Consider the following 26,233-nt stretch of genomic DNA (forward strand, 5'->3'; position numbering starts at 1 on the left):
CCGGCCTCGCCTATACCGGCCGTTAGCCGGCCGGGTGCACGTCGTGGGGCGCGGTGTCTTCCAGCGGCTGGCTGGCGAGCTGCAGGCGGTGGATCATCGAGCGCAGGAATACCTTGTTGAAGCGCAGCTGGCAGGATGAGGACACCTGCTCCATCAGGGTGGCACTCACCCTCAGCAATGTCAGCGGCTTGCGCGCGCTGATGGACGCCAGGGTCTTTGCGCCGCTGACGTAGCTCGACTCGCCGAAGCACTCACCCGGGCCGAGACGGCCGACCTCGCGGCCGTGATTCGACACCGATACCTGGCCGGCGACGATGATGTAGAAGCGATCGTCGATCTCGCCCTCGCGCACGATCTCCTCGCCTTCCTTGTATTCGCGCCAGTCGCTCGCCCGCAGCACTTCCCAGATCTCGCTGTGGGAGAAGTCGTGGAAGAAGCGCAGCTGGCGCAGCAGGTTGAAGTGCTCGTTGTTGTCGAGGCTGTCGTAGCGCTCGCGCAGCTGCTGGTAGACCCGGGTCAGTTCCGCGGCCAGTGCGAGGCCGTTGGCGTAACGCTTGTCCGGGTCCTTCTGCAGCGCCACCGCCACCACGTTCTCCAGCTCCTCGCCGATGTCGTCGCGGTAGCGCAGGATGGGCTGGGGCGTGGCGTAGACGATCTGGTGCAGCAGCTTCGAGAGATTGTTGGCGCGGAACGGCCGGAAGCCGGTCAGCAGCTCGTACATCACGGCGCCCAGCGAGTACAGGTCCGACCGGTTGGTGAGCGCATAGGACTGCACCTGCTCCGGTGACATATAACTGGGCGAGCCCGCGATGCCCTGGATCTGGGAGACATCGGAGTCGGTCACCAGTGCGATGCCGAAGTCGATGATGCGCACATCGTTGTCCGTCGTGAGCATGATGTTGCTCGGCTTGACGTCGCGGTGGATCACGCCGCGGCTGTGCGCGTAGTGCAGCGCCTTTGCGCACTTGTAAATGATCTCCACGACGTCGTCGATGCGCAGCAGATTGTCCGGTTTGCAGTACTTGGCCAGCGTGCGGGCGCCGTGGACGTGCTCGGTGACGACGTAGTACTTGCCGTCTTCCTCGCCCGCGTCGTAGATGGGCAGGATGTTCGGATGCTGCAGCATGCCCACCATGTGGGCTTCGTTGAAGAACATCTTGCGGGTGACCCGCGTGCGCTCCGCGTCGTCCTCATCGTTGCCGATGTTGTAGACCTTGATGGCGACGTCGCGCCGATAGTACGGGTCATGGGACAGGTAGACGTTGCCGGTACTGCCCCGCCCCACCTCGTTGATGATGACGTACTTGCCGATCTTCTCCGGTATCGTCGACGATACGGCGGACGAAGAGGCGTCTGTGGCGACTGGCTGTCCCATTTAACTTAACGAGGTGCTGCTGATCCATTCGAGGGCGGCGAGAGCGAGGGCGCCGTAGACCCCCGCAACGACGTCGTCGAGCATAATTCCGGCGCCTCCGTGGAGTCTGTGATCCAGGTCCCGAATCGGCCAGGGTTTCCAGATGTCGAACAGCCGGAATGCGGCGAATCCGGCGACGAGCCACACGGGTTCCGGACCCGCCACCAGCAGGGTCAGATAGCAGCCCGCGATCTCGTCCCAGACGATGCCGGGGTGGTCGTGTTCGCCGAGCCGCCGGGCGCTCTCGCCGCAGATGCCGAAGCCCGCCACGATCAGCACCGCAAGCAGCGCGAGCTGGGCCGGCAGCGCCCAGCCGGCGGTCAGCCAGGCGAGCGCCACGCCCCACAGGGAGCCCACGGTGCCGGGCGCTTTCGGCGCCAGCCCCGCGCCCGCGCCGAAGGCCAGGAAGTGCACCGGATCGCCGAAGACGGTGCGCGCCGACGGCCGGCTCACGGCTCGTCTCCGAAGTGCCGGTAGCCGCCCGCCGGCAGCGCCACGTCGCGTCCCTGCCGGCGCAGGCGGATGCCCGGCTCCGGCGTCATGACGCCGATCGCGGTGACGGCGACATCGGCCGAGAGCTGATCCGGATCCACGTCCGGCGGCAAAGTGAAGCAGAGTTCGTAATCGTCGCCGCCGGTCAGCGCGAACCCGGCCGCGCGCTCGCGGCCGGCGAACTCGAGCAGTGCCGCCGACAGGGGCAGACGCTCCTCGTCGATCACGGCACCGGCGCCGCTGGCCTCGCAGATATGGGCGAGATCGGCGAGCAGGCCGTCGGAGACGTCTATAGCGGCGCTGGCCCGGCCCGCGAGCGCAAGGCCGAGACCCAGCCGGGGCTCGGGCCGCAGGAAGCGCGAGCGCAGCCGGCGTTGCGCATCGTCGGCGGGCAACGGCAGGCCCAGGCCCGCCGCGGCATCGCCGGGCGTGCCGCTGACGAAGACCCGGTCGTCCGGGCGGGCACCGCCGCGCAGCAGGCGGGTGCCCGCGGGCAGGTGGCCCAGTACCTCCACGCTGACGGTCAGCGGTCCCCGCGTGGTGTCCCCTCCGATCAGCGCGACGCCGTGGCGCTCGGCCAGGTCCCAGAGACCGGTGGCGAAGCCCTCCAGCCAGTCGGCGTCCGGCGCCGGCAGCGTGAGCGCCAGCGTCATCCAGGCAGGCTCCGCGCCCATCGCGGCCACGTCGCTGAGATTCACGGCCAGGGCCCGGTAGCCCACGTCCGCCGGCACCATGTCCGCCGGGAAGTGCACGCCGGCAACGAGCGTGTCCACGACGACCACCAGTTCGCGGCCCGGCGGCAGCCGTACGATGGCGCCGTCGTCGCCCACGCCGACCTCGACGCCGGCGCCCCCCGGCGCGGGCCGGCGGAAGTAGCGTTCGATGAGCTGGAATTCGTCCACGGGATCCCCAGGCGACGGGTCGGAGGGGCTAGCGCCGGACGACGGCCTTCTCCGGCTGGCGGTAGCGGGCGGCGGCCTTGTCCAGGATGGCGTTCACGTACTTGTGGCCGTCCGCCGCGCCGTAGCGCCGCGCCACCGACACCGCCTCGTTGATGACCACGCGGAACGGCACTTCCGGGTGATGGCGGAGCTCCTCCAGCCCCACCAGCAGCACGGCGATCTCCACCGGATCCAGCTGGTCGAAGGGCCGGTCCGCGAACCCGGCGATGTCCGCCTCGTGGTCGGCCCGGTGCGACATGGCCCCTTTCAGGATCTCGCGGAACCAGTCCTGGTCCACCCGCGCGTACTCGTCGCGCTCGGCGAACTGACGGGCGAGTTCGGCGTGCTCCTGCCCGGTCAGCTGGGCCTGGTAGAGCGCCTGGGCCAGGAGTTCCCGCGAGCGGCTGCGCCGGGAGGTTGCGGGGGCTCTGCTCATGGGCGGCTCAGTCGAGTCGCCGCAGCAGATTGATCATCTCGATGGCCGACAGCGCGGCCTCCGCGCCCTTGTTGCCCGCCTTGGTGCCCGCCCGCTCGACCGCCTGCTCGATGGTGTCCACCGTGAGCACGCCGAAGGCCACCGGCACGCCGTGGCGTTCGCCCGCGGCCGCGATGCCCTTGACGCACTGTCCGGCGACGTAATCGAAATGCGGCGTGGCGCCGCGGATCACCGCGCCGAGCGCGATGACCGCTTCGAAGCGCCGGCTGGCCGCCGCCTTGTCGACGGCCAGCGGGATCTCCCAGGCGCCGGGCACCCGGATCAGCTGCAGATCCGCCTCGGCCGCGCCGTGGCGCAGCAGGGTATCGACGGCGCCGGCCACCAGCCGGTCGACGATGAAGTCATTGAAGCGCGCGGCCACGATGGCGATGCGGGCATCGCGCAGGAGCAGGTCGCCTTCCACGGTCTTGATAGTGTCCATCGATTTCCCGTCCGTCACCCGGTGGCCGGTCACTGGCCCTGAACGTAGTCGACCACCTCGAGGCCGAAGCCCGAGATGGCATGCATCTGTTTCGGCGCGGAGAGCACCCGCATGCGGTGCACGCCGAGATCGCGCAGGATCTGGGCGCCCACACCATAGGTGCGCAGCACGGCCGCGCCGTCCCGGCGCCGCTCCAGCTCCTCCACCGGGCGCTCCATGGCGGCCACGGCCTCCATGAACTCCCGCGGCCCCTCCTGGTCGCGCAGGATGACGATGACGCCACTCTCCTCCGCCGCCACCCGGTGCATGGCGTCGCGCAGGGGCCAGCCGAAGGCCGGGTCGCGCACGCCCACCACGTCGCCGAGCGTATCCTGGATGTGCACGCGCACCAGCGGCGTCGAGTCCGGCCGGATCGTGCCGTGCACCAGGGCCACGTGCACAGTGCGGTTCACGTGGTCCTCGAAGCAGAACAGGCGGAACTCGCCCTCGCCGGTCTGCACCGAATGCTCGCTGATGCGCTCCACCGAGACCTCCTTCTCCAGCCGGTAGCGGATCAGATCCGCGATCGTGCCGATCTTCAGCCCGTGCCGGTTGGCGAAGGCCTCCAGGTCCGGCCGCCGGGCCATGCTGCCGTCCTCGTTCAGGATCTCGACGATCACCGCCGCGGGCTCCATGCCGGCCAGGCGGGCCAGGTCGCAGCCGGCCTCGGTGTGCCCCGCGCGGGTCAGCACGCCGCCGGGCTGCGCCATGACCGGGAAGATGTGGCCGGGCTGGGAGAGGTCCTCGGGTTTCGCGTCCGGTGCGACCGCGGCCTGGATGGTGCGGGCCCGGTCGTGGGCCGAGATGCCGGTGGTAATGCCCTCGGCCGCCTCGATGGAGATGGTGAAATTGGTGGCGTGCATCGCGTTGGTGTGGCCCACCATCAGCGGCAGGCGCAGCTGCTCGCAGCGCTCACGGGTCAGGGTCAGGCAGATCAGGCCGCGCCCGTAGCGGGCCATGTAGTTGATGTCCTCGGGCCGCACGCAGTTCGCGGCCATGATGAGGTCGCCCTCGTTCTCGCGGTCCTCGTCGTCGACCATGATCACCATGCGCCCGGCACGGATGTCGGCGACGATCTCGTCGATGGGCGAGAAACGGATCTTCTCGCCCGTGTCCTTCTTTGCGGTCTCAGGCATAACCATTGGCCTTCAGTAAGTCCAGATCCACGCCGCCTCCTTCCGCGCTCAACAGCCGTTCGGCGTAGCGCGCCATGAGGTCCACCTCGACGTTCACGGCGGCGCCGGGGCCGAGCTCGCCCAGGGTCGTGACGGCCGCCGTGTGGGGGATGATGTTCACCTCGAAACGCTCCGGCCCGACCTCGTTGACCGTCAGGCTGACGCCGTCGACGGCCACCGAGCCCTTGCGGGCCACGTAGCGCGCGTACTCCCGCGGCAGCGAGAACGTCAGTCTAACCGAGCGCGCGTCCTCGCTGCGACTCTCCAGCCGGCCGAGGCAGTCCACGTGGCCGGTGACCAGGTGGCCGCCGAGCCGCTCGCCAAGCGCCAGCGAGGGCTCCAGGTTGACCCGGCTGCCCACGCCCTTGTCGCCGAGGCTGGTGACGTCCAGCGTCTCCCGCGACACGTCCGCCTCGAAACCGCCGGCATGCAGGTTCAGCGCCGTAAGGCAGACGCCGGAGACGGCGATGCTCTCGCCGGTGCCGTAGACGCTGCAATCCAGGTCGGGGCCGCTGGCGATGGCGAGACGGACGTCGCCGCCGCGCTGGTCGATGCGCTCGATGCGGCCGACGGCGCGCACGATACCGGTGAACATGTCAGGTCTCCGTGTCGGTTTCTGCGCGGCCCCGGCGGCGCTCGACGGGCCGGGCCGTGATGCGCAGGTCCGGCCCGAATCGCCGGACGTCGATGACGTCGACCTCGCCGCGCTCGGCCAGCCGGGTCCACCCCGGCGTGACGAAGGGGCGGCGGGTCTCGCTACCCATGATATGGGGCGCGAGGTAAATCACAAGCTCGTCGACCAGTCCGGCTGCGAGGAAGGCGCCGCACAGTTCCGGGCCCGCCTCCAGCAGGACGTCGTTCACCTCCCGCTCGGCCAGCAGGGCCAGCACCGCGCCCGGGTCCAGTCCGGCGGGGCCGGCGGGCACGGCGACGCACTCGGCACCGCCGGGCAGCGCGTCCGGCCGGGTCGCCGCAGGGCCGTGGATCAGCAGTGCGCCCGGACCGGCCAGGAGTTTCGCCGCCGCCGGCGTACGCAGGCGGCTGTCGAGTACCACACGCAAGGGCTGCCGGGGCTCGGCACCGAATTCCTCGTCCCGCACCGTGAGGCGGGGATCGTCCGCCAGCACGGTGCCGATACCGGTAACGATGGCCCCGCTGGCCGCCCGCAGCCGCTGCACGTCCCGCCGCGCCGCCTCGCCGGTGATCCAGCGACTCTCGCCGCTCGCCATGGCCGTGGCCCCGTCCAGGCTGGAGGCCGTCTTCAGCGTCACCCGCGGCCGGCCGTGGCGCATGCGCTTGACGAAGCCGGCGTTCAGGCGCTGCGACTGCGCGGCCAGCAACCCGCCGGCCACCTCGATGCCGGCCGCCCGCAGCCGCGCCGCCCCCTCGCCGGCCACGCGGGGATTGGGGTCGTCGGCGCCATAGACCACGCGCGCCACGCCGGCCTCGCTCAGCGCCTCCGTGCACGGACCGGTGCGCCCGTGGTGACAGCAGGGCTCCAGACTGACGTAGGCGGTGGCACCCCGCGCGGCGGCACCGGCCGCCGCCAGCGCCACGATCTCGGCGTGGGGTCCGCCGGCGCGCTCGTGCCAGCCCTCGCCCACGACCTCACCGCCGCGCACGAGCACGCAGCCCACCCGCGGGTTCGGCGCCGTCGTGTAGCGGCCGCGCTCGGCCAGACGCAGCGCGCGCGCCATGCAGATCCGGTCGTGCACGTCGACCTCAGTCGCCGTCATTGTCCTTCCCGCCGGCATTATTGCCGTCACCACGGCCGTCACCAGGGCCGGCCTTGCCGCCCGCCCTGCCCTCGAGAGCCGGCAGCAGCGACATCTGTTCCCGGCTGGCGCCGGACAGCGCCTGCAGCTTGCGGATCTCTTTCTGGAACTCGGTCACGTCCTGGAAGCTGCGGTAGACGGAGGCGAAGCGCACGTAGGCCACCTCGTCCAGTTCACGCAACTCCTCCATCACCATCTCGCCGAGCAGGGTCGAGGAGATCTCGCGCTCGCCGAGGGTGCGCAGCCGGTGGATGAGATGGCCGATGGCCTGCTCGAGCGCCTCCGCGCTGACCGGCCGCTTCTCCAGCGCCCGCACCAGGCTGCCACGGAGCTTCTCCTCGTCGAAGGGCTGGCGTCGTTCGTCGCGCTTGATGATGCGCGGCATGACCAGCTCGGCGGTCTCGAAGGTGGTGAAGCGTTCGCGGCAGTCCTCGCACTGGCGCCGGCGGCGGATCTGCCGGCCTTCCGCGGCGAGCCGGGAGTCGATGACCTTGGTCTCGGCGTGTCCGCAGAACGGGCAGTGCACGGCGGCGCCCTCAGAACATCGGCCGATACGTGGGCCAGCACGTCGGCCGGCGCATCAGCCGTAGACCGGGAATCGTGCGCAGAGCTCGAGCACCTGCCGGCGTACCGCATCGATACGGCTCTGGTCCGTGATGTCCTCGAGCACGTCGGCGATCCAGTTGGCCAGCTGCCGGCACTCGGCGTCGCCGAAACCGCGGGTGGTGACCGCCGGCGTGCCCATGCGCAGGCCGCTGGTGACGAAGGGCGAGCGCGGCTCGTTCGGCACCGTGTTCTTGTTCACGGTGATGTTCGCGGCGCCGAGGGCGGCGTCGGCGTCCTTGCCCGTGATGTCCTTGGCGATGAGGTCGAGCAGGAACAGGTGATTGTCGGTGCCGCCCGAGACGATCTTGTGGCCGCGGCCGATCAGCTCGTCGGTCATCGCGCGGGCGTTGTCGATCACCTGCTGCTGGTAATCGCGGAACTCCGGCGCCATGGCCTCCAGGAACGCCACCGCCTTCGCCGCGATGACGTGCATCAGCGGCCCGCCCTGGGTGCCCGGGAAGACCAGCGAATTGAACTTCTTCGTAATCTCGTCGTTCTCGCGGGCGAGGATCAGCCCGCCGCGGGGCCCGCGCAGGGTCTTGTGGGTGGTGGTGGTGACCACGTCGGCCACCGGCACCGGGTTCGGATACACGCCGCCGGCAACCAGACCGGCCACGTGGGCCATGTCCACCAGCAGCCAGGCGCCGACGCCGTCGGCGATGTCGCGGAACTTCTGCCAGTCCATCACCCGCGAATAGGCGGAGAAACCGGCGATGATCATCTTCGGCCTGTGCGTCTCGGCCAGCTCCGCCACCTGGTCGTAATCGATGTAGCCGTCCTCGTCCACGCCGTACTGATGGGCGTCGAACAGCTTGCCGGAGAAGTTTGGCGCCGCGCCATGGGTGAGGTGGCCGCCGTCCTGCAGGCTCATGCCCAGGAGGCCGTCACCGGGCTTCAGCAGCGCCAGGTAGACCGCGGCGTTTGCCTGGGAGCCCGAATGCGGCTGCACGTTCGCGTAGTCAGCGCCGAACAGCTCCTTCGCCCGCTCGATGGCCAGCTGCTCGGCGATGTCCACGTATTCGCAGCCGCCGTAATAACGCTTGCCCGGATAACCCTCGGCGTACTTGTTGGTGAGCACAGAGCCCTGGGCCTCCAGCACCCGGGGACTGGCGTAGTTCTCCGAGGCGATGAGCTCGATGTGCTCCTCCTGGCGCCTCGACTCCTCGGCCATGGCGCTGGCGAGTTCCTCGTCGAAGCTGGCGATGCTCATCGTCTGTGGGTACATCCGGTCCTCCGGTCTGTGGGCGGGAAAATCCGGTAATTGTATGCCCCGGGCGGGCGAGCGTCACTGGGCGTCGAGCAGGCTTCTAACCACCGCCCGCCAGGCGCGGGCGAGATTCGGGCGGTTGTAGCCGCCGCCGCCGGTGGCCAGCAGCCTGCCCTCGCAGTGCTCCGCGGCGATCTGCCACAGCCGGGAGGCGGCGAGCGAATAGGACGCCTCCGTGTAGGCCAGATGGGTGATGGGGTCGCCGGCCATCGCATCCGCCCCGCATTGCAGGATGATGAACTCCGGCCGGTTCTCGGCCAGATAGGTCTCCACCTGACTCCAGGCCGCGCGGAACACACTGTCGTCCGCGCTCGGCGGCATGGGGATATTGAGCTTGGTGCCCTCGGCGGCGCCCTTGCCGGTCTCCCAGCGATGGCCGGTACCCGGGTAGAGGAAGCGCCCGTCCTCGTGGATGTCGGCGAACAGCAGGTCCGGGTCGTCCTCGAAGCCGTAGAACACGCCGTCGCCGTGATGGGCGTCGATATCCACATAGGCGATGCGCTTCAGCCCGTGTTGCCGGCGCAGATACTCCACGGCGATGCCGCAGTCGTTGAAAACGCAGAAACCGCCGGCGCTGTCGCGGCGCGCGTGGTGCAGGCCGGCGATGGGCACGAAACCGGTGCGGCACTCGCCGGCCATGATGGCATCCACCGCGTGACGGACGGTGCCGACGACCGTGGTGGCCGCCTCGTAGACGCCGGGGAAGGCCGGGGTATCGCCGGCATCCAGCCAGCCGTCGCCGGTGGCCGAGGCCCTGGCGACGTGATCGATGTAGGCGTCGGTATGGAACAGGGCCAGCAGGTCCCGGTCGCCGTCGCAGGGATCGGCGTAACTCACCTCGATGTCCATGCCGGCTTCCATGAGGCCGTCGTGGAAGACGTCATGGCGATCCGGGCCGAAGGGATGGTCCTCGCCGAAGCCGTAGCGGGCCAGGGCCCCGCCCTTGTAGACGCGCACGCGTTCCGTCATGACGCCGCAGACCTCCCCCCGCGCTGGCCAGCACCTGTGCCATCACCGATAATGGGCGCCGGGCTCAAAAGATACCGGGACATGGCTCAATACATTTACACAATGAACCGGGTGGCGAAAGTGGTGCCGCCCAAGCGTTACATCCTGCACGACATCTCGCTGTCGTTCTTCCCCGGCGCCAAGATCGGCGTGCTGGGGCTGAACGGCGCCGGCAAATCCACCCTCCTGCGCATCATGGCAGGCCTCGACAAGGAATTCGAGGGCGAGGCACGGCCGCAGCCGGGCATCAATATCGGCTACCTGCCCCAGGAGCCGGAGCTGGACCCGGACAAGGATGTGCGCGGCAACGTCGAGGAAGGCGTGGCGGAGACCAAGGCGCTGATCGAGCGATTCAACGAGATCAGCATGAAGTTCGCCGAGCCCATGGACGACGACGAGATGACCGCGCTGCTGGACGAGCAGGGCAAGCTGCAGGACGCCATCGACGCGGCCAACGCCTGGGAGCTGGAGCGCCAGCTCGAGGTGGCCGCCGACGCGCTGCGCCTGCCGGAGTGGGATGCGGACGTGACCAAGCTCTCCGGCGGCGAGCGCCGCCGGGTGGCCCTGTGCCGCCTGCTGCTGTCCAAGCCCGACATGCTGCTGCTGGACGAGCCCACCAACCACCTGGATGCCGAATCCGTGGCCTGGCTGGAACATTTCCTGGAGGAGTATCCCGGGACCGTCATCGCGGTCACCCACGACCGCTACTTCCTGGACAACGTGGCCGGCTGGATTCTCGAACTGGACCGGGGCCATGGCATCCCCTGGCAGGGCAACTATTCCTCCTGGCTGGAGCAGAAGGAGATGCGCCTGGCCCAGGAGGAGAAGACCGAGCAGGCCCGGCGCAAGGCCATGCAGGCGGAGCTCGAGTGGGTGCGGCAGAATCCGAAAGGCCGTCAGGCCAAGGCCAAGGCCCGGCTGCGCCGTTTCGAGGAACTCTCCTCACGGGACTACCAGACCCGCAACGAGACCAACGAGATCTACATCCCGCCCGGCCCGCGCCTGGGCGACGTCGTGCTGGAGCTCGACGGCGTCAGCAAGGGCTACGGCGAGAAGCTGCTGATGGAGGATCTCTCCTTCAGCCTGCCGCCGGGCGGCATCGCGGGCGTCATCGGCCCGAACGGCGCGGGCAAGACCACGCTGCTCCGAATGATCACGGGCACCGAGGAGCCCGACGCCGGCACCATCCGGCTGGGCGATACCGTCGAGCTCGCCTACGTGGACCAGTCGCGACAGAGCCTGAACGACGACAAAACGGTCTGGGAGGAGATCTCCGAGGGCCAGGACATCCTGAAGGTGGGCAACTACGAGACCCCGTCCCGGGCCTATGTGGGCCGGTTCAACTTCCGCGGTGCCGATCAGCAGAAAAAGATCGGGCTGCTCTCGGGCGGGGAACGCAACCGGGTGCATCTCGCCAAGGTGCTGCGCGACGGCGGCAACCTGCTGCTGCTCGACGAGCCCACCAACGACCTCGACGTGGAGACGCTGCGGGCGCTGGAGCAGGCGCTGCTGGAATTCCCGGGCTCGGCCATCGTGATCTCGCACGATCGCTGGTTCCTGGACCGCATCGCCACCCACATCCTCGCCTACGAGGGCGAGAGCCAGGTGACCTGGTTCGCCGGCAACTATCAGGAATACGAAGAAGACCGCAGGCGGCGCTTCGGCGACCGCGCGGAACGGCCGCAACGCATACGCTACCGGAGGCTGAGCGCCTGAGGGGGACGGCATGAGTTTCTACCTGGACCGGGAACAGGGGCTGCATACCGGGGACGCGGGCCACTTCGCGCTGGAGTGCCCGTACTGCGACGTCTACGCGCATATGACGCCCCAGGCGGTGCCCGACGTGGACCCGCTGTTGCGCACCCGCCCCACCCGGGTGGGACTCGTGTTCCAGTGCGATTCCTGTGCCGCGCCGGTATTCCTGCGCTTCTCGGTGCGCGAGTATGCCGGCCAGCGGGTGGAGCTCTACAGCAATTTCGCCGAACTGGAACGGCCGAAGGAGAAGTTCCCCTTCAACTACCTGCCCGAGGACACCCAGGGCCTGTTCCGCGAGGCGCTCGGCTGCTATTCCGACGGCCACCTCAACGCCTTCGCCTCGATGTGCCGGCGCACCGCGGAGAGCGCTTTCGCCGCCGCCGGCGACGGCGGCAAACTCGCCGCTTTCGACATCGTCATGTCGGCGAAGAAGCTGGCGGGCCTGGACGACGAGATCTTCCAGCCGGCCCGGCGGACGCTGTTCGACGGCTCACCGGAGAACGCGCCCCTGCCGGAGCTCGGCCGCGCCGAGGCGGGCGTACTGCTGGAGCTGGCCAAGGACATGCTCTATCAGCTGTTCGTGCGCCGCTCGAAACTCACACGGGCGCTGAAGGTGCGCCAGTTGTTCGTCCGCGAGACGCCGGACGAACGGGAGATCGGCTGAGCGAAGCTGACGGTCAGCCGACGGCCACACGGGCGTTGCGAAACATCCTGAGCCAGCCGCCGTCCTCGCCCCAGTCCGCGGGATGCCAGGAATTCTGGACGCTCCGGGCCACCCGCTCCGGATGGGGCATGACGATGGTGGCGCGACCGTCCGCGGTGGTGAGCGCGCAGATGCCCCCGGGCGAGCCGTTGGGATTCGCCGGATAGACCTCGGTGGGCTCGCCCCGGTTGTCCACGTAGCGCACGGCCACCAGGCCCGCCGCTTCGCAGGCGCGGCGATCACCCTCGCTGTCGAATGCCGCCCTGCCCTCCCCGTGGGAGGTGGCGATGGGCAGCCGCGAACCCGCCATACCGGCCAGGAACAGCGACGGCGAGGCCTCCACCTGCACCAGCGACAGCCGGGCCTCGAACTGCTCCGAGCGGTTGGCGAGAAACCGCGGCCAGTGTCCGGCACCAGGAATTAAACTTTTTAAAGTTGCGAGCATCTGGCAGCCGTTGCAGACACCCAGCGTGAAGGTATCGCCGCGCTCGAAGAAGGCAGCGAAGCGCTCGCGCATGGCCTCGTCGTAGAGGATGGATTTGGCCCAGCCGCCGCCCGCGCCGAGCACGTCGCCGTAGGAGAAGCCGCCGCAGGCGACGAGACCGGCGTAGTCGGCCAGGCTGTCCCGGCCGGCCGCGAGGTCGCTCATGTGCACATCCACGGCCTCGAAGCCGGCCGCGACGAACGCCGCCGCCATCTCGTGCTGGCTGTTCACGCCCTGCTCGCGCAGCACGGCCACCTTCGGCCGGGCACCCGCCGCGACGAACGGTGCGGCCACGTCCTCGGCCGGGTCGTAGGAGAGCGCCGCGTTCAGTCCCGGGTCGTCGTCGTCCGCAATCTGCCCGTGCTGCTCGGCGGCGGTCTCCGGATTGTCCCGGAGCGCCTGCATCCGGTAACTGGTCTCCGCCCACGCCTGCTGCAGCGGTCCGCGCTCGAAGGTGACCGGCTCGTCCCCGGCGTGGATCACCAGGCACTGATCGTCCCGCAGCCGGCCCACCCGGCGCACGCAGCCGGCGAGTCCCGCCTCCGCCAGCACCGCTTCCACGGCCTCGAGCTCGCTCTCGCGCACCTGCACCAGGGCGCCGGGTTCCTCGGCGAACAGCGCGCCCAGGGTACCGTTCTCGCCGTCCGGGGGCGTGAGGTCGATGCCGATCCGCCCGGCGAACAGCATCTCCGCGGCACAGGCGAACAGCCCGCCGTCGGAGCGGTCGTGATAGGCCAGCAGGCGGCCCTCCCGATTCAGCCGCTGCACGGCGGCGAAGAAGCCGCGCAGCCGCGCCGGCTCGTCCAGGTCCGGCGGCTCGCCGCCCTCCAGGTTATAGACCTGGGCCAGACAGGAGCCGCCCAGCCGGTCGGCGCCCGCGGAGAGATCGATCAGCAGCAGGTGCGAGGGCTCGTCAGCCTGCCTGAGTTGCGGTGTCAGCGTGAGCCGCACGTCCTCCACCGGCGCGAAGGCGGAGACGATCAGGGACACCGGCGCCACCACCTGCCGGTCGCGGCCGCCTTCCTGCCAGGCGGTACGCATCGACAGGGAGTCCTTGCCCACCGGGATGGCGATACCGAGCGCCGGACAGAGCTCCAGGCCGACGGCACGCACGGTGTCGTAGAGCTTCGCATCCTCGCCCGGGTGGCCAGCCGCCGCCATCCAGTTCGCCGACAGGCGGATACGGCCGATACCGCCGGCGTCATCCGCATTGCCCGCGGTATCCGTCTCGCCCGTGTTGCCAATGGCCGCCGCCGCGATGTTGGTCACCGCCTCCGCCACCGCCATGCGGCCCGACGCCGGACCGTCCAGCAGCGCCAGCGGCGTGCGCTCGCCCATGGCCATTGCCTCGCCGGTGTAGCCCCGGAAGCCGGTGCAGGTGACGGCCACGTCGCTCACCGGCACCTGCCAGGGGCCCACCAGCTGGTCGCGGGCGGTGAGGCCGCCCACCGTGCGGTCGCCGATGTGGATCAGGAACGACTTGTCCGCGACCGTCGGATGCGCGAGCACCCGGGCGCAGGCCTCGGCCAGGTCGATGTCGCCGGTCTCCAGCGCCGCCGCGGGCGGCACGAGCCGCTCCGCCTGCCGGGTGAGCCGGGGCGTGCGTCCGAGCAGCATCTCCATGGGCAGGTCCACCGCCGGCTCGCCCAGCCAGCGGTCGGTGACGGTCAGACGGCCGTCATCGGTGATCTCGCCGAGTACCGCATACGGGCAGCGCTCCCGGCGGCAGAGCTCGCCGAACTCGCCGAGGCGCTCCTCGGCGATCACCAGCACGTAGCGCTCCTGCGCCTCGTTGCACCAGACGGCCATCGGACTCATGCCGGGCTCGTCGTTCGGGACCTCGCGCAGCTCGAAGCGCCCGCCGCGCTGACTGTGATCCACCGCCTCCGGCACGGCATTGGAGAGCCCGCCCGCGCCGACGTCGTGGATCAGCACGATGGGGTTGTCCTCGCCGCGGGCCCAGCAGCCGTCGATCACCTCCTGGGCCCGGCGCTGCATCTCCGGGTTGCCCCGCTGCACCGAGGCGAAGTCCAGCTCCTCGCTGCTGGCGCCGCTGGCCAGGCTCGAAGCCGCACCGCCGCCGAGGCCGATGAGCATGGCCGGGCCGCCCAGCACCACCAGCCGGGTACCGGCCGGCACCTCGCCCTTCACGGCGTGGCCCTCGCGCACGTTGCCGAGGCCGCCCGCGATCATGATGGGCTTGTGGTAGCCGCGGCTCTCGCCGTCCGGCAGCCAGTCCGGCTGCGCCTCCCAGGCCCGGAAATAGCCGGCCAGGTTGGGACGGCCGAACTCGTTGTTGAACGAGGCCGCACCGATCGGTCCTTCCAGCATGATGTCCAGCGCCGGCGCAATGCGGTCGGGCCGGCCGCTGTGCCGCTCCCAGGGCCGCGGCGCATCCGGGATGTGCAGGTGTGAGACCGTGAAACCGGTCAGGCCGGCCTTGGGTTTCGCGCCCAGGCCGGTGGCGCCCTCGTCCCGGATCTCGCCGCCGGAGCCGGTGGCCGCGCCAGGGAACGGCGAGATGGCCGTGGGGTGGTTGTGGGTCTCCACCTTCATGAGGATGTGCACCGGCTCTTCCACGTAGCGGTAGCGCCGCGTGCCTGGCTCGGGGATGAGTCGCGGCGCGCGCCAGCCCTCGATCACGGCGGCGTTATCGCTGTAGGCGGAGAGGATGCCGTCCGGGCTCTGCTTCGTGGACTCGCGGATCATCGCGAACAGGCTCAGCGGCTGCGCCTCGCCGTCGACGGTCCACTCGGCGTTGAAGATCTTGTGGCGGCAGTGCTCCGAGTTCGCCTGAGCGAACATCATGAGCTCGGTATCCGTGGGGTCCCGGTCCAGGCCCGCATACGCCTCGGCCAGGTAGTCGATCTCCTCGTCCGCGAGCGCAAGCCCCAGTTCCCCGTTGGCCCGCTCCAGCGCGGCGCGTCCCTCTGCGGCCAGCGGGATCCTGCGCTGCGCCGCCGCCTCCCGGTGGGCGAACATGGCCGCCAGGTCGGCCGCATCCCGGAAAACGCTCTCCGTCATGCGGTCGTGCAGGCGCTGCGCCGCGGCGCGCAGGATGCCCTCGTCCGCCCGCACGCCCGCCAGACGCCAGGCAATGCCCCGCTCCACCCGCCGCACGGCGTCCAGGCCGCAGGCATGCACGATGTCCGTCGCCTTGCTCGACCAGGGCGAGATGGTGCCGATGCGGGGCGTGGTCACCAGAGTCGGACCATCCTGCGGCTCGGTCGCGTCGTCGGCCCGTGTGCCCAGCAGCGCGCCCAGCACCTCGCGCTCGGCGTCCTCGAGTTCCCGATCCGCCTCCACGAAGTAGCGGTAGCGCGCGTGAAGCTCCCCGAGGCCGGGCAGCAGCGGCTGCAGCGTGTCGCGCAGCCGCTCGAGGCGGAATGCGGAGAGGGCGTCTGCGCCGGCCAGCACGAACAGGAGGGAATCCGGAGCGGGATCTGGAGACAAGTCCGCCACGCCGCCCGGCCGGCTCAGGATTTGTCGCCCGGGGGCGAGTACATCGGCATGGGGAACTGGGTGACGTTGCCCCCCTCCGCCTTGCTGATCTTGCTGGCTCCCTGTTTCTCGACCTCATCGATCCGCAGTACCGAGTGCAGGGGCAGATAGGTGCGGCTGACGCCCTCGAATTCGGCCTTCACCTTCTCCTCCGAGGGGTCCACCACCACGCTGCTGCGCTCGCCGAAGAGCAGATCCTCGACGGTCAGGAAGCCGAACAGGTCGCCGTGGCTCACGCCGCCCGCGTAGACCTCGTAGACCTTGCCCTGATTGACGAAAGAGATCCTGTAGATGCGTTTCGCTGACATGGTTTCCGGAAGTTCCGTCTTCTGCGGGCGAGTGTAACCGAATTCCGCCGCCGGCTGCCGGCGTCGGACGACGTGGATCGGGCATGGGGGACGGAATTTCAAGGGGTTTCCCGCGCCCGGGCTGGCGTAAATGTGAACTGTGACAAGGCCACCCGGGCCCGCAGTCACCAGAATAGGCCACTGTCCGTCCGTGTACACGGAAGTCACGGCGTTCGTCACGGCGCTTGGGCCCACCGACAGAGAGGCCGACGATGGCACTGACACTCGAAGTAACCAGCCGCACGCAGAGAGAACGGCTGGGCGATAACGTAGTCCGGCAGTTCGGCCGCGAGGGCGGCACGATCGGGCGCGCCGAAGACAACGACTGGCGCCTGCCCGATTCCGAACGCTACATCTCCAGCCACCACGCGACCATCGACTTCCAGGCCGGCAGCTACTACCTCATCGACACCAGCATGAACGGCGTCTACATCAACGGTTCGGACGTGCCGGTGGGCCGCGCCAAGCCCCAGCGCCTGTTCGACGGCGATGTGCTGCGCATGGGCGAGTACATCATCAGCGTCACCATCGACGAGGGCTTCGACCTCCTCGCCGAAGAGGAAGACCACAGAAGCTCCATCGCCCGTGAAGACCTGGTGCAACTGGACGACGACTCGGACGAGTTCTCCCTGGTCGATGCCGAGGAGATCACCGGCGCCCGGGAACTGAGCTCGCGGCTGTTCGGCGACACCGTGACCGACAGCTACGTCAAGCGGCAAAAGGCCGAGGACAAGAAGAAGGCCGAGCGGAAGAGTGCGAAGGTGACCCACATGCCCCGGCCCGAGGGCAACAAGCCCGTCAGGCCGGAGCAGACACCGCCGGCGGTGCCGCGGGAAAGCACCCCGCTGCCGAAGGACGCCGTCGAAGCCTTCCTGCGCGGGCTCGGTATGAGCGCGGAGGATCTGGGCAATGCGGACAGCCGGCGCATCCTGCACAACGCCGGGCTCGCACTGCGCGAGTTCGTGCTGGGCGCCATGGAGCTGCTGCAGAATCGGGCCTCGGTCAAGAACAGCTTCCGCCTGGAGCAGACCACGATCCAGCCCGGCTCGAACAACCCGCTGAAATTCTCGGCCAGCGCCGACGATGCCGTGCGTACGCTGCTCACGGGCAGCCGCAACGAGTACGGGCCGGCGGTGGACAGCGTCCGCGAGGCCGTGCGGGACCTGAAACACCACGAGATCGCCGTGATCTGCGCCATGCGCGAAGCGCTCGACGACTTCGCCGAGCGCTTCGATCCCGAGGACCTGGAGCAGAAGTTCGAGGGCACACTGAAGCGCAGTTCACTGTTCGGCGGCAACAACAAGGCGAAGTACTGGGACCTCTACTCGGATCTCTACGAGGTGCTGACCCGCCACGCCGAGGGCAAACTGCCCGGCCAGTTCGGCGAGGACTTCTCTCGCGCCTATGCCGAACACCTGGAGCGCCTCGAGCGCGACGCGCAGCGCCGCGGCGACGGCGACGACCGGGCCCGCCAGGCCGGCCGCTGAGTCTCCCTTCCGGGCAACGCTGACCCGGCGCGGACCGCTCAGCGGTTGCGCCGGTTCTCGATCAGGTCGTCGACGACCCCCGGGTCGGCCAGCGTGGAGGTATCCCCCAGGTTGCCGTAGTCGTTCTCTGCCACCTTGCGCAGGATCCGCCGCATGATCTTGCCCGAGCGGGTCTTCGGCAGCCCGAGCGCGAACTGGATCAGATCCGGCGAGGCGATGGGGCCGATCTCCTTGCGCACCCACTGCCTGAGTTCGGCCAGCACTTCGTCACTGGCCTCGACACCCTCCATCAGCGTCACGTAGGCATAGATGCCCTGCCCCTTGATGTCGTGGGGATAGCCCACCACCGCCGCCTCTGCGACCTTCGAATGCGCCACCAGCGCGCTCTCCACCTCGGCCGTGCCCATGCGGTGGCCGGATACGTTGATCACATCGTCCACCCGCCCGGTGATCCAGTAGTAACCGTCCTCGTCGCGACGTGCGCCGTCGCCGGTGAAATAGGCGCCCTCGAAGGTCGAGAAGTAGGTGTCGACGAAGCGCTGATGGTCGCCGTAGACGGTGCGCATCTGGCCCGGCCAGCTGTCCTTCATGATCAGGTTGCCCTCGGCGGGGCCGTCCAGCGCATTGCCGTCGTTGTCCACGAGTGCGGGCTGGATGCCGAAGAACGGCCGTGTGGCCGATCCCGGCTTCAGGGGCGTGGCACCCGGCAGCGGGCTGATGAGGATGCCGCCGGTCTCGGTCTGCCACCAGGTATCGACGATCGGACAACGGTCCTCGCCCACCACGTGGTAATACCACTCCCAGGCCTCCGGGTTGATGGGTTCACCCACCGAGCCGAGCAGCCGCAGGGATTTTCGCGAGGTCTGCTTCACCGGCCCCTCGCCCTCGCGCATCAGCGCGCGGATGGCGGTGGGGGCCGTGTAGACGATGTTCACCTCATGCTTGTCGCAGACCTGCCAGAAACGGCTGGAATCCGGATAGTTCGGCACGCCCTCGAACATGAGCGTAATGGCACCATTGGCGAGCGGGCCGTAGACGATGTAGCTGTGGCCGGTCACCCAGCCCACGTCGGCAGTGCACCAGTAGACGTCGCCCGGATGGTAGTCGAAGACGTACTGGTGGGTGAGCGAGGCGTACACCAGGTAGCCGCCGGTGGTGTGCAACACGCCCTTCGGCTGGCCTGTGGAGCCGGAAGTGTAGAGGATGAACAGCGGATCCTCGGCGCCCATCTCCTCCGGCGGGCAGTCGGCGTCCACGTCCTGCTCCGCCTCATGCAGCCACACGTCGCGGCCGGCGTCCCAGTCGATATCCGCACCGGTGTTGCGCACCACCAGCACCTTCTCCAGCGTGGTCACGCCGGGCTTCGCCGCAGCCGCGTCCACGTTGGCCTTCAGCGGCACCTTGCGCCCGCCGCGCAGGCCCTCGTCCGCGGTGATCACCACATTGGATTTGCAGTCGACGATACGCCCGGCCAGCGCGTCCGGGGAGAAGCCGCCGAATACCACCGAGTGCACCGCGCCGATGCGCGCGCAGGCCAGCATGGCCACGGCCGCCTCCGGGATCATGGGCATGTAGAGGGTGACCCGGTCGCCGCGCTTCACGCCGATCTTCTTCAGTACGTTGGCGAAGCGGCAGACGCGCTCGTACAGCTGGCGGTAGGTAATGGTCTCGTCCCGGGCCGGATCGTCGCCTTCCCAGACAATCGCCGGGTGGTCGCCCTTGTCGTCAAGGTGCCGGTCGACGCAGTTGTAGCAGACGTTGAGCGTGCCGTCCGCGTACCAGCGGATGTGCAGGTCGTCGGCCGCGTAGGAGACGTCCTTCACTTCGGTGAAGGGCTTGATCCAGTCGATGCGCTCGGCCTGCTCGGCCCAGAAGCCTTCGTTGTCGGCGAGGGAGCGCCGGTACATGTCGTCGTAGGTTTTCTCGTCGATGTACCCGCGATCGCGGAAGTAGTCGTTGACCGGATAGACCTTGCTCATCAGCTCCCCTCCTCGATGACTGCAATGTGGCTGGTTATTCTCTCTGGCCGCTTGCTCTGGCTGCAGTGTACCGGATGCGCGCTGCCGCCTTCAGCGTCCGGCTGCCGCGCGGGCCAGCGACAGCACGCGGCGAGCCTGCAGCAGATGCGGACGGTCCACCATGCGGCCGTCCAGGCTCAGCACGCCTGCGTCCGGCTGCGCCTCGAATGCGTCAACGATGCGCCGGGCGCCCGTCACCTCGGCCTCCGTCGGCGTGAACGCCTCGTTGATCACCGGCACCTGGGCGGGGTGGATCGCCAGCATGCCCAGGAAACCGTCCCGGCGGGCAGCCCCGGCACAGCCGCGCAGGCCGTCCATGTCTTTGAAATCGGTGTAGACGGTGTCGATGGCCGGCACACCGGCCGCCGCCGCCGCCAGCACGCACAGCGAGCGCACCGTCTGGAAGGTAGGCAGCCAGCGGCCATGGCCATCCCTCGCGCCCATGGCGCCGATGGCGGCGGACAGGTCTTCGGCACCCCAGGACAGCCCGGCGAGGCGCGGACCGGCGTCGGCGTACTCGCCCAGACGGAATACCGCGGCCGGGGTCTCCGTGGCGATGGGCAGGATGCGCACGCCGCCGGGCGTCATGCCGGCGGCGACCTCGAGTGAACCGAGCCAGCGATCCAGCCGCAGCACGTCTTCGGGACCGCCGGCCTTGGGCACGACCACGCCGTCCAGGCCCTCGACGACCACCGGCGGCAGATCCGCACCCGCGGCGCCGCTGGCCAGTCCGTTGATACGCACCCAGCGCTCGGCCCGGCCCCGCGGCCCGGCGAGGAACTCGGCGGCGAGCCGGCGCGCGACCTCGCGCCGCGACGGGGCGACAGAATCCTCCAGGTCCAGGATCAGGGCATCGGCGCCCGCCTCGTCCGCCTTCGCCAGCTTGCGCTCGCTGTCGGCCGGGACGAAGAGATAGGAACGCATCAGGCGCCTCCGGGCTCGCGCAGCATCAGCGCGCTGCGCCGGCAGCTGCCCACCAGCACGTCTTCCTGGTTGTAGGCCCGGTGGGCGAAGACGACGATGCCGTTCTCCGGCCGCGAGCGGCTCTCGCGCACTTCGAGCACCTCGGATTCCACCCGGATGGTGTCGCCGTGGAACAGGGGATGCGGGAAGCGCACCTCGTCCCAACCGAGGTTGGCGACGGTGGTGCCGTGGGTCGTGTCGTTCACCGAAATACCGACCATGAAGCCGAGGGTCAGGGCACTGTTGACGAGCGGCCGACCGAATTCCGTGCCCTTGCAGTACTCGGCATCCAGGTGGATGGCGGCCGGGTTGTGGGTCAGCGCCGTGAAGAAGACGTTGTCCGCCTCCGTGATGGTGCGGCGGATGGGATGGTCGAACGTCTGTCCGACGGTGAATTCTTCGAAGTACAGACCAGGCATGGTCAGGGATGATAGCGCGCCCGCCCACCGGCGTGTAGGAGGGCCTTCAGGCCCGACCCGGCTTTCTTCTGACGTTGGCCCGCCAGCGGGTGGACAAGGGTCGCGGGGACGCTCACTCGGACGTCGTGTCCTCGCTCGCTTCGGCCAGACCTCCTTCCCACCGTCATGGCTCCAGTCGGTCCGGACGACCCCGCAACCCTTGTCCACCCGCTGACGGGCCCGTAGCCGGAAGGGTTGGCACCAGTCAGCAGACGCCGCTGACTGGCGCTTCCTTCACGCCACCGCGAGCACGGCCGTCATTCGGGGGTATCCATCGCCGCGACCTTTTGTCGGGAGCAAGATGGATACCCCCGCAGGGCGGCCACAATAGAACGGGAGCCGGGTTGGAAGAAATCGGGCCTGAAGGCCCTCCTACACGGTCGTCAGGAGAGTTCCTTCTCGTGCAGCCAGGCGGCGTGCTTCGGCGCGCGCTTCGTCTGCGACCACTCCTCCAGCATCGCCGGGGCCACCTCGCGGAGCTTCTCCAGCATCTCGTCGGTGGCGGTGTTGGCCGCGATCTCGAGGCGGTGCCCGTTCGGGTCGAAGAAATAGATGGACTGGAACAGGCTGTGATCGGTGGGACCCACCACCTCCAGGCCCTCGTCCTCGGCCTTCTTCTTCAGCCGCAGGAGCTCGTCCATCGACTCCACCTCGAAGGCGATGTGCTGCACCCAGGCCGGCGTGTTCGGGTCTCTGCCCATCTCCGGCGAGTTGGGGATCTCGAAGAAGGCGAGCACGTTGCCCATGCCGGCATCCAGGAAGACGTGCATGTAGGGATCCGGCTCCTTCGTCGAGGGCACCTCGTCCTCGGCGATGGCAAGGAGGAAGTCCATGTCCAGCACCCGCTGGTAGAACTCCACCGTCTCCTTCGCGTCGCGGCAGCGGTAGGCCACGTGATGGATGCGTTTCAGTGCCATGACGCTGCCCTCAACCCGTCTGCTTCAGCACGCCGCGGCGGAGCTGGTCGCGCTCCATCGACTCGAACAGCGCGGTGAAGTTGCCCTCGCCGAAGCCCTCGTCGCCCTTCCTCTGGATGAACTCGAAGAACATCGGGCCGATCTGGGTCTCGGAGAATATCTGCAGCAGCAGGCGCGTATTGCCCTCCTCCGTACTGCCGTCGAGCAGGATGCCGCGCTTCTTCAGCTCCTCGACGGGCTCGCCGTGGCCCGGGACGCGCTCCTCCAGCATCTCGTAGTAGGTCTCCGGCGGCGGCGTCATGAACGGCAGGCCGCGCTCCTTCAGCGCATCCCAGCTTGCGAGGATGTCGTCGGTGGCCAGCGCGATGTGCTGGATGCCCTCACCGTTGTACGCCATCAGGAACTCCTCGATCTGGCCGGTGCCCTCGGAGGCTTCCTCGTTCAGCGGGATGCGGATCTTGCCGTCCGGCGCCGTCATCGCACGGCTGTGCAGGCCGGTGTATTCCCCCTTGATGTCGAAGTAGCGGATCTCGCGGAAGTTGAACAGCCGCTCGTAGTACTTCGCCCAGTAGTCCATGCGGCCGCGATAGACGTTGTGGGTGAGATGGTCGATCAACTGGAAGCCGCAGCCCTTCGGGTTCCGGTCCACGCCCTCGAAGAACTCGAAGTCGATGTCATAGATGGAATTCTGATCGTCGCCGTAGCGGTCGACGAGATACAGCGGCGCACCGCCGATACCCTTGATGGCCGGCAGGCGCAGCTCCATCGGCCCGGTGGGGATCTCCATGGGCTGAGCGCCCCGCTCCAGCGCCCGGGCATAGGCCTCGTGGGCGTCGCGCACGCGGAACGCCATACCGCAGGCCGACGGTCCGTGCTCCTCGGCGAAATACCAGGCCGGGTGCTTTTTCTCGTTGTTGATGATGAAGTTGATCTCACCCTGGCGATACAGGGTGACGTCCTTCGAGCGGTGCTTCGCGACCGCGGTGAAACCCATCATCTCGAACACGGGCTCGAGCACGCCCGGCTCGGGAGACGCGAACTCGACGAACTCGAAACCGTCCAGTCCCATCGGGTTTTCGAACAGGTCTGCCATTATGTCTCTCCCCGCGCGGTATCCCCGCGCCCTGTGCGAAAACCACCATGTTAGTTACAGATGAAACCACATTCAAGGACGAAGATTTGGTAGGAGGGCCTTCAGGCCCGACCAGCGCTCGGCCACCTCAGGCGAAGATCGGGGCTGAAGCCCCTCCTACAGCGGCGGCGGGCGCTGGCTGTCTTCGTACATGCGGATGAAGAAGCCGCGTATCGCGTTCTCGGCCTCGGCCCGGGTCATCAGCCGCTTCTCCTCCATGAGCTTCGCCATGTCGGCGATGGAGCGCCGACCGTCGATCATGCTCATGATGAACGCGTGCACGCGCGTGGAGACCGCCTGCATGCGGAAATTCTCCAGCGCCGGCACCGGTTCGGAGCCCACCACCAGCCAGTCCGGCAGGGCCTTGTGGCGGGGCGGCCGTGCAGCCTCCGCGGTCTTCTCGGCGATGACGGTGACCACCTGCTCCCGGCGGCCGTGGCGGCTCAGCGGCGAGTCCATATAGGGGATCTCCCGCTCGGTCACGGTCGGTTCGCCGAAACCCGCCATAGCAATAATCTCCAGCGCCTCCTCCAGGCTGTAGTTCGCCGCCGGCGATGGCGTGCGGAAGGCGGCCGAACCGAACCAGACCCAGCGGCCGCCGGTGGGGAGCAGACGATTCCAGCGCGCCGCCTGCACGGCCAGGTCCTCCGGCAGGACGTCCACCAGCCAGGGAGTGACGACGGTGTCGAAGGCGCCCGCGCGGAAAGGCGGCCTGAGCGCGCTCGCCAGGACGTGCTGCAGACCCGGCAGCGCTGCCTCGGGCGCCGCCAGCTCTCGCGCCACCGCCACGTCATCGACCCGGCGCGGCGCGATCGGGAACTCGTGCAGGGAAACGGTCTCGCCGGCGCAGAGCTTCGCCGCCGCCAGCACCAGCAGCGGATTGAAGTCCAGGGCGGCGGTGAGCTCGGGGGCCAGCGTCTGATGCAGGTCGTAAGCAAGCCGGCCCGCGCCGGCGCCGAGCACCAGCAGGCGGCCGGGCGCCTGGCCGCCCAGCGCTCCGACCACCGCCTCCAGCGACTGACGGTTCTCCTCGTCACCCCAGGCCCAGTCCCGGTGGATGTTCGCGTAGTAGGCGGTCAGGCCGACCTCGGTCGGCAGCCGGGTGCGCAACGCCAGGTGCGTCTCGTAGGTGGCCTCGGATGCGCCCGCGCCCAGGGGGGCGAGCAGGGACTTCAGCTCTTCGGCGTGAGCGCGCCAGGCCGCGACCTGATGGCGCAGCCGGTGTTCGGTGGACGCGAGCAGCCCGCCCTCACCCAGCGCGGCCGCAGCCGCCTGCTTGTCCTTCGCGATATCCGCCAGCGCGAAATCGAAGCGCTGACGCCACTCCGCCAGCGCATTATCCGGGTCGGCGAACAGCCAGGGTACGCCGGCGAGCGAGGGGAAACCGGTGGAGCAGCCGGGGCAGCGCAGCGAATCGCCGTCGGTCTCGAGGGACCGGTCGCAGCGCGGACAAGCCAGCAACGACAGCAATGCAGCATCCCACGCCATGTTCAGCCGCCCTCCCCGACGATGCGCTCGGCCAGCAGTCTGCCGTTGCGCACACAGTCGTTCATCGCGATGCCGCGATAGGCATTGCTGTTGAGATAGAGGCCCCGGTGGCTCGCGAGCCGCTCGAAGATGGCATCCACTCGCGCGATGTGCCCGGGCGCATAGCTCGGGATGCCGCGGGGCCAGCGCTTCACGTAGCTGACGTCCGGGTCGGCGGTCAGGCCCATGGTGGCACGAACACCCTCGAGCGCGGTGCGGACCAGACCCTGGTCGTCCTGGTCGACGAGTTCCGGATTGCGCTGACCACCGATGATGAGTCTCAGGATCCGGCCGCCCTCCGGCGCCCGGTCCGGGAAAATGCTGCTGTCCCACAGCACCCCCAGCACCGGCAGGTTCGCGCTGGTGGTCGTCAGGAGGCCGAAGCCCGGCAGCTCCCGATCCAGCTGCCGGTAGCCGAGTCCGACGACCGCCACCGGCGAGTACCCGATCGCGCCGATGCGCTTGCCGAGTCCGGCGTCGAGGTCCTTCACGATCTCCGCCGCCGCGTAGGACGGCGAGGCGATCACCACCCGGTCGAATTCCGGGGTGTCGGACGGTGTGCGCAGCACGTAGCTTCGACTCTGTTTACCCTGCCGCAACACGCCGGCCACCGGCTCGCCCAGGCGCCATTCCGCGTCGATGACCTCGTGCAGGTGCTCGATCAGCGCGCTCACCCCACCCCTGAAACTCATGAGGATGCCGCCGGGGCCCGCCTGCTTCTTGCGCCTCGCCAGCATGCCGCGGAACAGCCCGCCGTGCTCGCGCTCCAGCCCCACCACCAGCGGGAAAGCGGCCTCGACGGAAACCTTGTCCGGCGTCGTCGCGTAGATGCCGGCTACCATCGCGTCCAGGAATACGTCGGTGAAGCCCTTGCCGAGGCGCCGATAGCCGAACTGCTGCAACGTCTCCGGCGTCGTCTTCTTCCGCCGCGGGACCAGCGGCTCCATGGCCACCCGCAGCTTGGCCGGCCAGCCGAGCAGCTTCGTCTTCAGGAAGGCAGGGGGCGATTCCGGCAGGGGATGCAGGCCGTCCTTGTAGACGAATCGCCGCCGTGCGAGATCGGAACTGGGCAGCAGCAGGTGATCCGCGCCCGCGTCCTCCACCAGCTGCTGGCTGTCCGGCTTGTTGGAGAGAAAACCATTACCGCCCGCCTCGAAGCGGAAGCCCTCCACGTCTGCCGTGTACATGGTCCCGCCCGGGACGGGTTCGGCGTCGAATATCGTGAGCTCCCAGTCCGGCCGGGCCCGTTTGACATAGAAGGCAGTGGTGAGACCGCTGATGCCGGCCCCGACTATCGCGATTTTCAT

The 26,233-nt window shown here is 68.9% G+C and carries 22 protein-coding genes and 1 pseudogene; 3 read left to right on the forward strand and 20 right to left on the reverse strand.

All coding sequences use genetic code 11. The features are described from left to right. Positions 1-22 precede the first annotated feature (22 nt). The 11 genes and pseudogenes from ACJMKX_RS09360 to ACJMKX_RS09410 form a co-directional block, all read right to left on the reverse strand. Complete coding sequence (locus tag ACJMKX_RS09360; RefSeq protein WP_405224051.1) at positions 23-1,375, reverse strand: protein kinase domain-containing protein; 1,353 nt, start codon at positions 1,373-1,375, stop codon at positions 23-25. Next, a complete protein-coding gene (locus tag ACJMKX_RS09365; RefSeq protein ID WP_405224053.1) occupies positions 1,376-1,867 on the reverse strand; it encodes a phosphatidylglycerophosphatase A family protein in 492 nt (163 codons plus the stop codon). Beyond that, on the reverse strand, positions 1,864-2,808 hold the full coding sequence (thiL, locus tag ACJMKX_RS09370; protein WP_405224055.1) for a thiamine-phosphate kinase: 945 nt from the start codon (positions 2,806-2,808) through the stop codon (positions 1,864-1,866). The genes ACJMKX_RS09365 and thiL overlap by 4 nt, the downstream gene beginning before the upstream one ends. A 28-nt stretch (positions 2,809-2,836) precedes the next feature. After that, positions 2,837-3,283, reverse strand: a complete 447-nt coding sequence (gene nusB, locus ACJMKX_RS09375; RefSeq protein ID WP_405224057.1) for a transcription antitermination factor NusB — start codon at positions 3,281-3,283, stop codon at positions 2,837-2,839. Positions 3,284-3,290: 7 nt separating this feature from the next. After that, complete coding sequence (ribH, locus tag ACJMKX_RS09380; RefSeq protein ID WP_405224059.1) at positions 3,291-3,764, reverse strand: 6,7-dimethyl-8-ribityllumazine synthase; 474 nt, start codon at positions 3,762-3,764, stop codon at positions 3,291-3,293. Positions 3,765-3,793: 29 nt separating this feature from the next. After that, entirely contained in the window at positions 3,794-4,903 is a 1,110-nt protein-coding gene (ribBA, locus tag ACJMKX_RS09385; protein ID WP_405224568.1) for a bifunctional 3,4-dihydroxy-2-butanone-4-phosphate synthase/GTP cyclohydrolase II, read from the reverse strand. Between the two features lie 28 nt (positions 4,904-4,931). Next, on the reverse strand, positions 4,932-5,573 hold the full coding sequence (locus ACJMKX_RS09390; RefSeq protein ID WP_405224061.1) for a riboflavin synthase: 642 nt from the start codon (positions 5,571-5,573) through the stop codon (positions 4,932-4,934). 1 nt (position 5,574) lies between these two features. Next, a complete protein-coding gene (gene ribD / locus ACJMKX_RS09395) occupies positions 5,575-6,714 on the reverse strand; it encodes a bifunctional diaminohydroxyphosphoribosylaminopyrimidine deaminase/5-amino-6-(5-phosphoribosylamino)uracil reductase RibD (RefSeq protein ID WP_405224062.1) in 1,140 nt (379 codons plus the stop codon). A gap of 49 nt (positions 6,715-6,763) precedes the next feature. Then, positions 6,764-7,279 (reverse strand): annotated as a pseudogene (gene nrdR / locus ACJMKX_RS09400) (transcriptional regulator NrdR); the annotation flags it as partial. Between the two features lie 54 nt (positions 7,280-7,333). Further along, complete coding sequence (gene glyA / locus ACJMKX_RS09405) at positions 7,334-8,584, reverse strand: serine hydroxymethyltransferase (RefSeq protein WP_405224064.1); 1,251 nt, start codon at positions 8,582-8,584, stop codon at positions 7,334-7,336. Between the two features lie 60 nt (positions 8,585-8,644). After that, entirely contained in the window at positions 8,645-9,595 is a 951-nt protein-coding gene (locus tag ACJMKX_RS09410) for an acetoin utilization protein AcuC (RefSeq protein ID WP_405224066.1), read from the reverse strand. Between the two features lie 81 nt (positions 9,596-9,676). Here ACJMKX_RS09410 and ettA point away from each other — a divergent pair, with 81 nt between their 5' ends. Both ettA and ACJMKX_RS09420 read left to right on the forward strand, forming a co-directional pair. Next, positions 9,677-11,350 (forward strand): energy-dependent translational throttle protein EttA, encoded by a 1,674-nt coding sequence (gene ettA / locus ACJMKX_RS09415; protein ID WP_405224068.1) that lies wholly within the window; start codon positions 9,677-9,679, stop codon positions 11,348-11,350. A gap of 10 nt (positions 11,351-11,360) precedes the next feature. After that, positions 11,361-12,053: a hypothetical protein gene (locus ACJMKX_RS09420; protein WP_405224070.1), complete on the forward strand. Its 693-nt coding sequence runs from the start codon at positions 11,361-11,363 to the stop codon at positions 12,051-12,053. A gap of 13 nt (positions 12,054-12,066) precedes the next feature. On the opposite strand, the gene purL is transcribed toward ACJMKX_RS09420, so the two are convergent. Beyond that, positions 12,067-15,999 (reverse strand): phosphoribosylformylglycinamidine synthase, encoded by a 3,933-nt coding sequence (gene purL, locus ACJMKX_RS09425; protein ID WP_405224571.1) that lies wholly within the window; start codon positions 15,997-15,999, stop codon positions 12,067-12,069. 53 nt (positions 16,000-16,052) lie between these two features. Further along, entirely contained in the window at positions 16,053-16,385 is a 333-nt protein-coding gene (locus tag ACJMKX_RS09430; protein WP_405224071.1) for a DUF1820 family protein, read from the reverse strand. Between the two features lie 251 nt (positions 16,386-16,636). Here ACJMKX_RS09430 and tagH point away from each other — a divergent pair, with 251 nt between their 5' ends. After that, entirely contained in the window at positions 16,637-17,911 is a 1,275-nt protein-coding gene (gene tagH, locus ACJMKX_RS09435; RefSeq protein WP_405224073.1) for a type VI secretion system-associated FHA domain protein TagH, read from the forward strand. Positions 17,912-17,949: 38 nt separating this feature from the next. Here the strand turns inward: tagH and acs are convergent, their stop codons facing one another. From acs to hemG, 7 genes are all read right to left on the reverse strand, one after another. Further along, positions 17,950-19,890: an acetate--CoA ligase gene (acs, locus tag ACJMKX_RS09440; protein WP_405224076.1), complete on the reverse strand. Its 1,941-nt coding sequence runs from the start codon at positions 19,888-19,890 to the stop codon at positions 17,950-17,952. Positions 19,891-19,980: 90 nt separating this feature from the next. Then, positions 19,981-20,853 (reverse strand): HpcH/HpaI aldolase/citrate lyase family protein, encoded by an 873-nt coding sequence (locus ACJMKX_RS09445; RefSeq protein ID WP_405224079.1) that lies wholly within the window; start codon positions 20,851-20,853, stop codon positions 19,981-19,983. Then, a complete protein-coding gene (locus tag ACJMKX_RS09450; protein ID WP_405224082.1) occupies positions 20,853-21,311 on the reverse strand; it encodes a MaoC family dehydratase in 459 nt (152 codons plus the stop codon). The genes ACJMKX_RS09445 and ACJMKX_RS09450 overlap by 1 nt, the downstream gene beginning before the upstream one ends. Before the next feature lie 422 nt (positions 21,312-21,733). Continuing rightward, positions 21,734-22,267, reverse strand: a complete 534-nt coding sequence (locus tag ACJMKX_RS09455) for a VOC family protein (RefSeq protein WP_405224085.1) — start codon at positions 22,265-22,267, stop codon at positions 21,734-21,736. 10 nt (positions 22,268-22,277) lie between these two features. After that, the gene (hppD, locus tag ACJMKX_RS09460; RefSeq protein ID WP_405224088.1) at positions 22,278-23,360 is read right to left on the reverse strand and encodes a 4-hydroxyphenylpyruvate dioxygenase; all 1,083 of its coding nucleotides are present in this window, start codon (positions 23,358-23,360) and stop codon (positions 22,278-22,280) included. Positions 23,361-23,516: 156 nt separating this feature from the next. Continuing rightward, positions 23,517-24,887, reverse strand: coding sequence for a hypothetical protein (locus tag ACJMKX_RS09465; RefSeq protein WP_405224091.1), 1,371 nt, complete (start codon positions 24,885-24,887; stop codon positions 23,517-23,519). Positions 24,888-24,889: 2 nt separating this feature from the next. Next, on the reverse strand, positions 24,890-26,233 hold the full coding sequence (gene hemG / locus ACJMKX_RS09470; protein WP_405224094.1) for a protoporphyrinogen oxidase: 1,344 nt from the start codon (positions 26,231-26,233) through the stop codon (positions 24,890-24,892).

Origin of the sequence: Lentisalinibacter sediminis (assembly GCF_040706615.1) — a bacterium.
GTDB classification, from domain to species: domain Bacteria; phylum Pseudomonadota; class Gammaproteobacteria; order Steroidobacterales; family Woeseiaceae; genus Lentisalinibacter; species Lentisalinibacter sediminis.

Coding starts and splice junctions, on each gene's coding strand:
- ACJMKX_RS09360 (WP_405224051.1), bottom strand. CDS start 1,375: ATGGGACAGCCAGTCGCCACAGACGCCTCTTCGTCCGCCGTATCGTCG.
- nusB (WP_405224057.1), bottom strand. CDS start 3,283: ATGAGCAGAGCCCCCGCAACCTCCCGGCGCAGCCGCTCGCGGGAACTC.
- ribH (WP_405224059.1), bottom strand. CDS start 3,764: ATGGACACTATCAAGACCGTGGAAGGCGACCTGCTCCTGCGCGATGCC.
- ACJMKX_RS09390 (WP_405224061.1), bottom strand. CDS start 5,573: ATGTTCACCGGTATCGTGCGCGCCGTCGGCCGCATCGAGCGCATCGAC.
- ribD (WP_405224062.1), bottom strand. CDS start 6,714: ATGACGGCGACTGAGGTCGACGTGCACGACCGGATCTGCATGGCGCGC.
- glyA (WP_405224064.1), bottom strand. CDS start 8,584: ATGTACCCACAGACGATGAGCATCGCCAGCTTCGACGAGGAACTCGCC.
- ACJMKX_RS09410 (WP_405224066.1), bottom strand. CDS start 9,595: ATGACGGAACGCGTGCGCGTCTACAAGGGCGGGGCCCTGGCCCGCTAC.
- ettA (WP_405224068.1), top strand. CDS start 9,677: ATGGCTCAATACATTTACACAATGAACCGGGTGGCGAAAGTGGTGCCG.
- ACJMKX_RS09420 (WP_405224070.1), top strand. CDS start 11,361: ATGAGTTTCTACCTGGACCGGGAACAGGGGCTGCATACCGGGGACGCG.
- ACJMKX_RS09430 (WP_405224071.1), bottom strand. CDS start 16,385: ATGTCAGCGAAACGCATCTACAGGATCTCTTTCGTCAATCAGGGCAAG.
- tagH (WP_405224073.1), top strand. CDS start 16,637: ATGGCACTGACACTCGAAGTAACCAGCCGCACGCAGAGAGAACGGCTG.
- acs (WP_405224076.1), bottom strand. CDS start 19,890: ATGAGCAAGGTCTATCCGGTCAACGACTACTTCCGCGATCGCGGGTAC.
- ACJMKX_RS09445 (WP_405224079.1), bottom strand. CDS start 20,853: ATGCGTTCCTATCTCTTCGTCCCGGCCGACAGCGAGCGCAAGCTGGCG.
- ACJMKX_RS09450 (WP_405224082.1), bottom strand. CDS start 21,311: ATGCCTGGTCTGTACTTCGAAGAATTCACCGTCGGACAGACGTTCGAC.
- ACJMKX_RS09455 (WP_405224085.1), bottom strand. CDS start 22,267: ATGGCACTGAAACGCATCCATCACGTGGCCTACCGCTGCCGCGACGCG.
- hppD (WP_405224088.1), bottom strand. CDS start 23,360: ATGGCAGACCTGTTCGAAAACCCGATGGGACTGGACGGTTTCGAGTTC.
- ACJMKX_RS09465 (WP_405224091.1), bottom strand. CDS start 24,887: ATGGCGTGGGATGCTGCATTGCTGTCGTTGCTGGCTTGTCCGCGCTGC.
- hemG (WP_405224094.1), bottom strand. CDS start 26,233: ATGAAAATCGCGATAGTCGGGGCCGGCATCAGCGGTCTCACCACTGCC.